Origin of the sequence: Rhizobium sp. BK289 (assembly GCF_014193575.1) — a bacterium.
Lineage (GTDB): Bacteria > Pseudomonadota > Alphaproteobacteria > Rhizobiales > Rhizobiaceae > Rhizobium > Rhizobium tropici_C.
This window is the reverse complement of the sequence record NZ_JACHZO010000008.1, coordinates 348,703-359,058: the sequence shown is the minus strand read 5'-3', so window position 1 is coordinate 359,058 and position 10,356 is coordinate 348,703. Positions and strand designations below refer to the sequence as shown.

Annotated in this window: 8 protein-coding genes; 2 read left to right on the top strand and 6 right to left on the bottom strand. The window is 62.0% G+C overall.

Annotated features, from left to right (window positions below):
* Window positions 1–137: 137 nt before the first annotated feature.
* A complete protein-coding gene (locus FHT84_RS18275) occupies window positions 138–869 on the bottom strand; it encodes a L,D-transpeptidase (protein WP_112340300.1) in 732 nt (243 codons plus the stop codon).
* Between the two features lie 162 nt (window positions 870–1,031).
* Window positions 1,032–1,835, bottom strand: a complete 804-nt coding sequence (locus FHT84_RS18270; protein WP_169644769.1) for a L,D-transpeptidase — start codon at window positions 1,833–1,835, stop codon at window positions 1,032–1,034.
* Window positions 1,836–2,008: 173 nt separating this feature from the next.
* Here FHT84_RS18270 and FHT84_RS18265 point away from each other — a divergent pair, with 173 nt between their 5' ends.
* Both FHT84_RS18265 and scpA read left to right on the top strand, forming a co-directional pair.
* Window positions 2,009–3,367, top strand: a complete 1,359-nt coding sequence (locus tag FHT84_RS18265; RefSeq protein WP_183763321.1) for a methylmalonyl-CoA mutase family protein — start codon at window positions 2,009–2,011, stop codon at window positions 3,365–3,367.
* Window positions 3,368–3,607: 240 nt separating this feature from the next.
* A complete protein-coding gene (gene scpA / locus FHT84_RS18260; RefSeq protein ID WP_113251060.1) occupies window positions 3,608–5,752 on the top strand; it encodes a methylmalonyl-CoA mutase in 2,145 nt (714 codons plus the stop codon).
* On the opposite strand, the gene FHT84_RS18255 is transcribed toward scpA, so the two are convergent.
* From FHT84_RS18255 to FHT84_RS18240, 4 genes are all read right to left on the bottom strand, one after another.
* Entirely contained in the window at window positions 5,749–6,735 is a 987-nt protein-coding gene (locus FHT84_RS18255) for an alpha/beta fold hydrolase (RefSeq protein WP_113251061.1), read from the bottom strand. The two genes, scpA and FHT84_RS18255, sit on opposite strands and share 4 nt — an antisense overlap.
* 88 nt (window positions 6,736–6,823) lie before the next feature.
* A complete protein-coding gene (locus tag FHT84_RS18250) occupies window positions 6,824–8,461 on the bottom strand; it encodes a cisplatin damage response ATP-dependent DNA ligase (protein ID WP_183763319.1) in 1,638 nt (545 codons plus the stop codon).
* Window positions 8,461–9,471 (bottom strand): ligase-associated DNA damage response exonuclease, encoded by a 1,011-nt coding sequence (locus tag FHT84_RS18245; RefSeq protein ID WP_183763317.1) that lies wholly within the window; start codon window positions 9,469–9,471, stop codon window positions 8,461–8,463. The genes FHT84_RS18250 and FHT84_RS18245 overlap by 1 nt, the downstream gene beginning before the upstream one ends.
* A 28-nt stretch (window positions 9,472–9,499) precedes the next feature.
* On the bottom strand, window positions 9,500–10,270 hold the full coding sequence (locus tag FHT84_RS18240; protein ID WP_113251064.1) for a carbon-nitrogen hydrolase family protein: 771 nt from the start codon (window positions 10,268–10,270) through the stop codon (window positions 9,500–9,502).
* Window positions 10,271–10,356: the final 86 nt, after the last annotated feature.

Sequence of the window (10,356 nt, the reverse complement as noted above, 5' to 3'; positions counted from 1 at the left end):
GGGCCACCCCAGCGGTTCAAGCAGGAGGTCTCTCAACTACCGTGTAGAACTCGTCCAGTCCTCCACCGTAGGTGGAGGTTTATTTATCGATATAATCAAAGGGGCGCCGAATAGGCGCCCGTTTCAATGATATTCAATCAGGCCGTCACGAGGATCGGCGCGCGCTCCGGCACACGATCGTATAGATCGATGACATCCTGGTTCAGCAAGCGGACACAGCCGGAGGATACGGCCTTGCCTATGGAGCGCCAGTCGGGATTGCCGTGCAGGCGGTAAAGCGAATCCTGCTTGTCTTCGAAAATGTAAAGCGCACGCGCGCCGAGCGGATTCTTCAGACCCGGATCCATGCCGCCATTGGCGATGGAATACTTCACAAGCTCCGGCTGACGGGCGACCATTTCGTCCGGCGGGTTCCAGCGCGGCCACTTCTTGCGCCACTGAATGACGCCTCGGCCCTGCCAGGCAAAGCCCTCGCGGCCGACGCCGATGCCATAGCGCATTGCCGTGCCGCCCTGTTCGGTGACGTAAAGCATACGCTCCGTCGTATTGACGACTACGCTACCCGGCGCTTCCCCGGTCGGATCCACGACGCGCTGACGATAAAATCGCCGGTCGATCTGCTCGTAGGGAACCGCGGGGATATGGAAACCGCCATCATCCATGGCTGCATAGATGACGGCCGGATCGGGCTGCTCGCCATCATAGCTGGAGAACCAGGTGCGGAACGGCCTTGGCGAGCCGGTATATTGCACCGGGCTGACGACCGGGCCGTTATCGATGGTGGAGGCGCAGCCGGCGAGCGTCGAAACGGCGCCGATGCCAGCAAGGGCGAGAAAATTACGTCGGGATAGTGATGAAGGCAGACTCATGTCGACAGCATCGTTCCTATTGAAGGGGAGCCAAGAATCCGCAGCACGCGAGCTGATTCGGCTTCCCGAGAGGTTCGCAGAGACAGGAGCAAAACTAAAGAGCGTAGCCGGAGCCCGCTATCGCACTTATGCAACATCACGAAAATTTGTGGTAAATTATCCCTACAGAACGACGATTTCCGTCTTATCAGGCACCCGGTTGTAGAGATCAATCACGTCCTGATTGAGCATGCGGACACAACCCGAGGACGCTGCCTTGCCGATCGATTGCCAATCCGGCGTGCCGTGAACGCGATAAAGCGTGTCCCGCCCATTCTGATAGATATAAAGCGCCCGCGCGCCGAGCGGGTTGGTCGGCCCGGGATTCATGCCGCCGCGCTCCGCCGCCAGCGACTTCATCTGCGGGTCGCGCGCAACCATCTCGGCCGGCGGCGTCCAGCGTGGCCACTTCTGCTTCCACTGGATCATGCCCCTGCCATGCCAGGCATATCCCGCAGCGCCGAGGCCAACACCATAGCGCATGGCCCTGCCGCCCGGCTCGACGAAATAGAGGAAGTGGTTTCGCGTATCGACGACGATGGTGCCGGGCCGCTCATTGGTCTGGTAGTCGACCTCCTGCCGCAGGAAGCGCGGATCGATGCGCTTGTAGGGCACGGCCGGCAGCATGAAATCATCTTCGTTTCGCTGGGCATACATGGCCTGATGCACCGGATTGAAAGTCGGCAGGCCGTAGGTCTGATGGAACTGGGTGCGGAAGAGATCACGCGCCTGCGGCACGGGTTGCACCGGCAGACGCTGCACCTTCTGCGGGTCGATGCCTTCGGGGCGATAGAAGATCGGCGCTGTCTCCTGTGCGAACCGGTCCGGATCTGTCGCACCGGTATCGGGAATGATGCTGCAGGCGGACAATGCCGCCAGAGCGGCAGAGGCGAGCAGGTGACGGGAGGCGGGCAGCAGATCGGCCATCATCGGAAACCAGTTGGGACATATTGGGTCGGCCGCATGATGACTGTTGCGGCTGGAGCGAAGCTGGCGTCATCGTCGAGATATTATCCGGGGCGAGATATTGTCCGGATCGGCCAAACTTCTGTTTTCCCTTGCGCCGTCATGGGTTAGACCATTGCAGGACGGAGGATCGCATGAATATCGACAGTCTCGACCCGGCCATTTTCGATCAGACCGACCGCAAGGGTTGGCTGAAGCTGGTGGAACGGGCGCTGAAAGGCCAGGATTTCGAAGAGACGCTGGTGTCGCGGACCGATGACGGCATTGCCATCGAGCCGCTTTATCAGCGGCGGACCGATGGCACGCCGCTTTCCCGCCAGCAGGCCGATATGCCCTGGACGGTGATCCAGCGCATGGATGATCCAGGCACCGAGCGGGCGCTGGCGCAGCTTGATGACGATCTCGCCAATGGCGCAACCGGCATCTGTCTCGTCTCCAAAACATCCGCTTCCGCCTTCGGCACCGGCATCGACGTGCAAGGCCCAGGCTTTTCCCGCTCACCAGCGGCGATATGGGACAAAGCCGCTGTCCTGCGCTTCGACGGCTTCTCCTCCGGCGCACTCGACGCCCTGGTTTCAGCGACTGCAAATCCGGCTGCCAGAACATTGCATCTCGGTTTCGATGCCTTTTCCTACGATGGAGGACAGGCTTCCTTTGCAAAGGATATCAAGCGCTTCGCCGAGCGCGGCCTCCGTGGCACGATAGTCAACGCCGACGGTCGCGTGGTTCACAATGCCGGCGGCACCGAAGCACAGGAACTGGCTGTCATGGCTGCAAGCCTCGTCGGCCATTTGCGACTGCTAGAGGAGGCGGGCCTTTCGCTGGAGGCAGCGCTTGCGGCAACCAGCCTCTGCCTTTCCGCCGATCAGAACCAGTTCACGACGATGGCAAAGACACGCGCGGCGCGGCTGATCTTCACCCGGATCGCCAAGGCCTGTGGCGTCCCCAATCCGCAGCCGGCGCATCTCTTCGCCGAGACGAGCTATCGCATGCTCACCCACCGCGATCCCGAGACGAATATCCTGCGCAATACGATTGCGGTCTTTTCAGCCGGCGTCGGCGGTGCTGACGAAATCTCCGTCCTGCCGCACAGCCTGACGCACGGCATTCCCGATCCGCTGGCGCGGCGCCTGGCGCGCAACACGCAGACGATCCTCATGGCCGAGAGCCATCTCGATCATGTCGTCGATCCTGCCGTCGGAGCCGGCGGCATCGAGGCATTGACCGATGCACTGGCCGAGCGGGCATGGGATATTTTCACCGATATCGAAAGCAAAGGTGGATTGGCGAAGGTGATCACCAGCGGCGAGCTTGCGGCGATGATTACCGAGGCGCGAGCCGATCGCATCGCCAAGCCGATCGTGGGAACGACGCTGTTTGCGATGAAAACGGAGCGGCCGGTGGTTGTTTTGGGGGCGTCGGGGCCGGTTGCTGGCGGGATGGGGTTGATGCCGGTACGGCTGGATGAGGGGGTGTCATATGGCGACTGCTGAATTCGCGGAGAATGCCCACCCCTCTCTGTCACTTCGTGACATCTCCCCCACAAGGGGGGAGATCGTTTCGTGCCAGCATTTGACCCCAGCGGGAATGCCAACCCGCGCTGCCGCAGGTGCGGTATCTGTTTGGGGCAGAAAGGCCCCGCAAGTTTCTAATCTCCCCCCTTGTGGGGGAGATGTCGCGAAAGCGACAGAGGGGGGTATCAGACTTTCGACGTCCACGGAGGCTTCGAACCCATGACCAAGATTCCCGACTTCGCCACCATCCCCTGGATCAAACCGCAGGCAACCGCGCCGACAACCAACGCCCCAGCCTGGGAAACCCCTGAAGGCATCGCCGTCAAACGCGCCTACGGTGAAAGCGACCTCACCGGCCTGAACTTCCTTGAGACCTATCCCGGCGCGGCACCCTTCGTGCGCGGCCCCTACCCGACGATGTATGTCCAGCAGCCCTGGACCATCCGGCAATATGCCGGCTTCTCGACGGCCGAGGAATCCAATGCCTTCTATCGCCGCAATCTCGCCGCCGGCCAGAAGGGCCTCTCCGTCGCCTTCGATCTTGCTACTCATCGCGGCTATGACAGCGATCACCCGAGGGTATCAGGCGATGTCGGCATGGCGGGCGTCGCAATCGATTCCATCCTCGACATGCGCCAGCTCTTCGACGGCATTCCCCTCGATGAAATGAGCGTGTCGATGACCATGAACGGCGCAGTGCTGCCGATCATGGCGCTCTATATCGTCGCGGCCGAGGAACAGGGCGTCTCCGAGGACAAGCTATCAGGCACGATCCAGAACGATATCCTCAAGGAATTCATGGTCCGCAACACCTATATCTATCCGCCACAGCCCTCCATGCGGATCGTTTCGGACATTTTCAGCTATACCAGCCAGCGAATGCCGAAGTTCAACTCGATCTCGATCTCCGGCTACCATATGCAGGAGGCAGGCGCGACGGCGGATCTGGAGCTCGCCTACACGATCGCCGACGGCATCGAATATGCGCGGGCCGGCGTCGCAGCCGGGCTCGATATCGACAGTTTCGCCCCTCGCCTCTCCTTCTTCTGGGCCGTCGGCATGAATTTCTTCATGGAAGTCGCCAAGATGCGCGCGGGACGGCTGATCTGGGCGGCGCTGATGCAGAAGAATTTTGCGCCGAAGGACCAGAAATCCCTGGCGCTCAGGACCCACAGCCAGACCTCCGGCTGGTCGCTGACGGCACAGGACCCGATGAACAATATCATCCGCACCATGGTCGAGGCGATGGCAGCAACGCAGGGGCATACGCAATCGCTCCATACCAATTCCTTCGACGAGGCGCTGGCCCTGCCGACCGACCATTCCGCCCGCATCGCCCGTAACACGCAGATCCTGCTGCAGAAGGAATCGGGCACGACAGGGATCATCGACCCCTGGGGCGGCTCGGCCTATGTCGAAAGGCTGACTCATGATCTTGCCGCGCGCGCCCTTGCCCATATCGAGGAGGTGGAGGCGCTCGGCGGCATGGCGAAGGCGATCGAGAAGGGCATTCCGAAGCTCAGGATCGAGGAAGCGGCCGCCCGCACGCAGGCACGCATCGACAGCGGTCATCAGACCGTCGTCGGCGTCAATTTTTCCAAGCCGGAGCAGGATATCGAAGTCGATGTGCTGAAGGTCGAGAATTCCGAGGTGCGGGCACGCCAGCTTTCCAAGCTGCAGCAGCTGAAGGGCACCCGCGAGACGGCTGCCGTCGAAACAGCCCTGGATGCCTTAACGGATGCCGCGCGAAACGGCACTGGCAATCTGCTCGATTTTGCCGTCAAGGCGGCAAGAGCGAGAGCCACCGTCGGTGAAATCTCGCTGGCGCTTGAAAAAGCCTATGGCCGTCATGTCGCAGAGATCAGGACCATTTCCGGCGTTTACCGCAAGGAGGTCGGCTCCGAAGATCCCGTCTTCAATGCGGCCGTGGCCAAAGTCGAGGCGTTCCGTAGGGCGCGGGGCGAGAAGCCGCGCATCCTGATCGCCAAGATGGGCCAGGATGGGCACGATCGCGGCCAGAAGGTCATTGCCACGGCCTTTGCCGATCTCGGCTTCGATGTCGTCGTCGGCGCGATGTTCCAGACTCCGGAGGAAGTGGCCGACGTCGCCGTGCGCGAGGGGGTCGACATCGTCGGCGCATCGTCGCTTGCCGCCGGTCATCTGACGCTGGTGCCGGAATTGAAAACTGCGCTCGCGCGCCGCCATGCGGGCAAGGTGCTCATCGCCGTCGGCGGCGTCATTCCGCCACAGGATTTCGCAGCCCTCGAAGCGGCCGGCGCAGACGCGATCTTTCCGCCCGGAACCGTGATCGCGGAGGCGGCAGCGGCGCTGATAGAGAAACTGATGGCGTCAGCGGTTATTTAGACAGCGACACTCCTGAAGAATTCGATGCTCTGCTCGATTTCGCCCGGCAGAGCCGAATTATGGCTGCCCGGCACCGTTGCCATCTCCATCTTTACGCCGGCGGCCGTCGCCCGCTTCGAAAGCAGCGCCAGACGTGAGTCGAAATGGGCTTCCTCGGTGCCATGGAACAGCTTGATCGGGCTCTTGAAGCTGTGCGCATAGCAGAGTGGCGAGCGCATCTGGAATTCGCGCGGGTTCTTGGTGTTGAAGCGGATATCCTGCGGATAGCGGCCGAAGAAGGCATAGGCATCCGGGTTGCCTGATATCGGCGCGACCGCGCGAAAGCGCTTTGTCGACATGGCGGTCAGCATGGCCAGCGTGCCGCCGATACTGTGTCCGGCCAGGAACAGGCGATGTGGATCGACGCCCGGCAGGTGCCGCAGCCGGTTGGAGGCCGCCAGCACATCGGCAACTTCGTCGTAAAAGCCCGAGAAATTGCCCCTCTGCCCGTTCTCCCCGCGCATGGACGGGATCATGACGACATAGCCGGCATCGATATACGGCTTCATCAGCTGCCAGTGCCCTTGGCCGATGGCGTTACCGCCATGCAGGAAAAGCACGGCCGGCTTCGGCTTTGCCGAGCGCGTGTAGCGGGAGACCCAGGCGACGAGTTCCAGCTCGTCACCAACGCCGCTGCGATAGAAAAGCCGATCGGCGGTCGATGGCGTGGCCAGCGGCTCGTAGATATCGGGAGCCGGCCCCTTGCTTAACAGGTCGGTCCGGAACAGATGGCGCTCCTTGGCATAATCGCCGGCAAGCTGCGGCGGCGCATCGGACGCCTTTTCATCGCTGCGGGCAATCTCGCCCTTGGTCTCGGCCGGCTTGCTTCCGGTCGTGCTGTCATCGGCCGCTCTGACGATAGGGGGTGCGAAAAGGGTGGAAGCGATGCCGGCCAGAACCGCACGGCGATTGAGACGGAATAGGTGGTCGTCAGACGTGGTCATAGCTCTGTCCAAATATCCCGGCGCAGCCCAAATCTGCACGGGTCGAAAGGCAAGGCCAACTCACATTGTGGTGAGGAATCGCCCTGCCCTATTCATCGACAACAGGAGCCTTGGCGTCAATCATCGCGATCAAAGTTTCCAGCCTGTCCGCCTCGTAGGGCGGCTTGTCGGGCCGTAGCCTTGCAATGCGGGGAAAACGCATGGCGACGCCCGATTTGTGCCGGCTGGAGCGGTTGATGCCTTCAAAGGCCACTTCGAGCACGAAGCCGAAATCGCGATCGGCGCGCACGGCCCGCACCGGGCCGAAACGATCGACAGTATTGTTGCGCACGAACTTATCGAGCACCTCCAGCTCGGCATCGGTGAAGCCGAAATAGGCCTTGCCGACAGGCACGAGCTGCTCGCCCTCCGACGTCGTCGCCCAGACGCCGAAGGTGAAATCGGAGTAGTAACTGGAGCGCTTGCCATGGCCGCGCTGCGCGTACATCAAAACGGCATCGACATTATAAGGATCCCGCTTCCACTTGAACCAAGGCCCCTTGGCCCGGCCGGCGAGATAGGAACTGTCCTTGCGCTTGATCATTACGCCCTCGATCACCGGATCGGGCGGCGCGGTGCGCAATCGGTCGAGCTCCTCCCAGGAGGAGAAATCGACGAGCGGCGACAGATCGAAACGATCATGCGGTGCCGCGTCGATGATGTCAGTCAGCCGCTCGCGCCGATCGAGGAAGCCGCGGGCACGCACATCCTCGGCGCCATCGAACAGAAGATCGTAAGCACGGATGAAGGCCGGAAACTCCTCCAGCATCTTTGCGGTGACGGTCTTGCGGTTGAGGCGCTGCTGCAAGTCGGAAAAGCTGCGTGTCGGGCTATTGGAGCGAACGGTGCCGCCGACCAGCAGCTCGCCATCCATGACGCCCTCGAAATTCATGGCGTCCACAACGTCGGGAAAGGCGCCGGATATGTCGTCGCCGGAGCGCGAATAGAGCTTGCTCGTCTCCCCGGAGCGTGAAAGCTGGACGCGGATGCCATCCCATTTCCATTCGGCGGCGAAATCCCGCGAGTCGAGCCCATCGAGATCGCCAGGTTCCACCGGGTTGGCCAGCATGACGGAATGGAAGATCGCCGGCGTCGCCAGGATCGGCTTCTCAGCCTCCCCCGCAAGCCAGCGAAACAGGTTTTCATAGGGCGGCTGCAGGCCGTGCCACAGCGTTTCGATCTCGGTGACGTCCTTGCTGCCAAGCTCGGCGAGCGCCTGCTTGGCGAGGCGTGCCGAAACGCCGATGCGCAGCGCACCGGTCGCGAGCTTCAGGAAGGCGAAACGGCCCGACGTATCCAGCCGGTCCAGTAGATCGCGGACGAAACTGCGCACCTCGGTCCGCCCCAGCGCGTTCATGCTGCGAACGACGTCGCCGAGCTTCGGCTGCTCGCCGGCAGGGCGCTCTATATCGCTCTCCCTATCCCAGACCAGCGAGATCGTCTCGGCAAGATCGCCGACATAATCGTAGGAATAGCGGAACAGCACCTCGTCCATGCGCTCGAGAACGAGCTCGCGCAGCATTGCGGGCTTGACATTGCGCACTTCGAGCGTGCCGGCGATGGCGGCCAGACCATAGCCGCGGTCCGGATCGGGCGTGTCGCGAAAATAATCGGTCAACAGCTTCAGCTTGCCGTTGCGGCTCGGCGTCAGCACCAGGCGGTCGAGAAGGTCGGCAAAGGCTTTCATCAATCGCCCTCGTCTTCATAGCCGATGAGATGCAGCGGCTTGGCGGCGATGCCCTGCAGCTCGCACCAGCGCACGAGCGCCTCTTCGCGGCCGTGGGTGACCCAGACCTCGCTCGGCTTCAAGTCGGAGATCGTCTCGGTCAGTTCGGGCCAGTCGCAATGATCGGAGATCACAAGCGGCAGCTCGACGCCGAGCTGCTTGGCGCGCTGGCGCACCATCATCCAGCCGGAGGCGAATGCCGGCAGCGGGTCATGGAGCCGCCTCGCCCAGCGATCCTGGAAAGCGGAGGGTGGGCCGACGACGACGGCGCCATGGAAGATCGACTGATCCCGGCTTTCTATGGTGGCCGGTTTGAGTTCGCCGAGTTCGATGCCCTGGCTGACATAGTAGTCGCACAGCGTTTCGAGCGCACCGTGAATATAGATCGGCTTGTCATAGCCGGCATCGCGCAGCAGACGGGTGACGCGCTGTGCCTTGCCGAGCGCATAGGCACCGATCAGATGCGTTCGTTCGGGGAATTGGCAAAGCGAGGCCAGAAACTTCCGCGTCTCGGCCATGGGATCGGGATGGTGGAAGACCGGCAGCCCGAATGTCGCCTCGGTGATGAAGACGTCACAGGGAACCGGCACATAGGCTGCACAGGTCGGATCCGGCCGGCGCTTGTAATCCCCCGAAACGACGATGCGCAGCCCATCCTTCTCCACCGCGATCTGCGCGGAGCCGAGCACATGGCCGGCAGGATGGAACTGCACCTTGACGCCGTTGATCGTCACCTCCTCGCCGAAGCCGATCGCCTGTTCCGAGCCGGCAAAACCGTCGCCATAGCGAATACGCATGATATCGAGCGTCTGCCGAGTGGCGAGCACATGCGCGTGGCCGGAGCGGGCGTGATCCGAATGGCCATGCGTGACGAGTGCGCGACCGACCGGCTGCACGGGATCGATATAGAAGCCGCCAATCGGACAGAACAGGCCCTCTGGCGCCGGATAAAGCAGTTGATCGGGTCTCATGACTATGAGGATAGCGCGATTTGCACGATTAGGTAGCGACGACGGCAGCTTTTTGATCGAATCCGCGTGTCGGTTGCCGATCCGGAAGGTCGAAAACCAGGACATCCTCGCAATAGGGCTTCGCCTTCGCCACGACGACACCGTTCGGATCGACGATGGCGCTGCTGCCATAGCTCACCCAGCCGTCGTCGTTGCTGCCGACCACATCCGACGCCATCACCCAGCAGCCCGTATGCCTGGCACATATCTGCAGGCCCGAAATGCCCGGCTTGTGCCACAGCTCGGCTTTGTGAGGTCGGAGCATGAGATTGATGGGGTTGCAGATGATCCCCGCTCCCTTTCTGGCCAGTCGCGCCGCGGTATAGGGATATCTGAGATCGGCGCAGATATTGATGCCGAAGCGCCAATGCCCTTCCTCCCACACGGGGAAATCCTTTCCGGGGGTGCAGCCCTTTTCAAGCGGATGCGCCTTGGCATAGACCCCGATCGTCCGGCCCGACTTGGCGACGATGGCGCTATTGTAGATCGCATCGCCTCTCCTCTCGAAAAGGCCAACAATCGCCGTCGTCCCCCCGGCAGCGAAGCGGGCGACAAGAGCGTTCAGATACGGATCATCCAGAGAAAGCGCGCGGCGTTTGGCAACGGATTTATCATAGCTATGCCCCTGCAGATAACATTCGGGAAAAAGGGCGAGATCGATGCCCTGCTCTTCCGCCCAGGCCAGATCGCGCGCCAAAACCTCGGCCGCCTGCTCGACGGCGTCGAAGAGTGCCAGACGTTGAAAGGCCGCGATCCGCATGCCGCAGGGGTAACATGCGCGGCGAGTCGCCCCTAGCGCGAATGGATCGGACGCAGGGCATCGTCCGTGCCGGACCGGTAAATAAA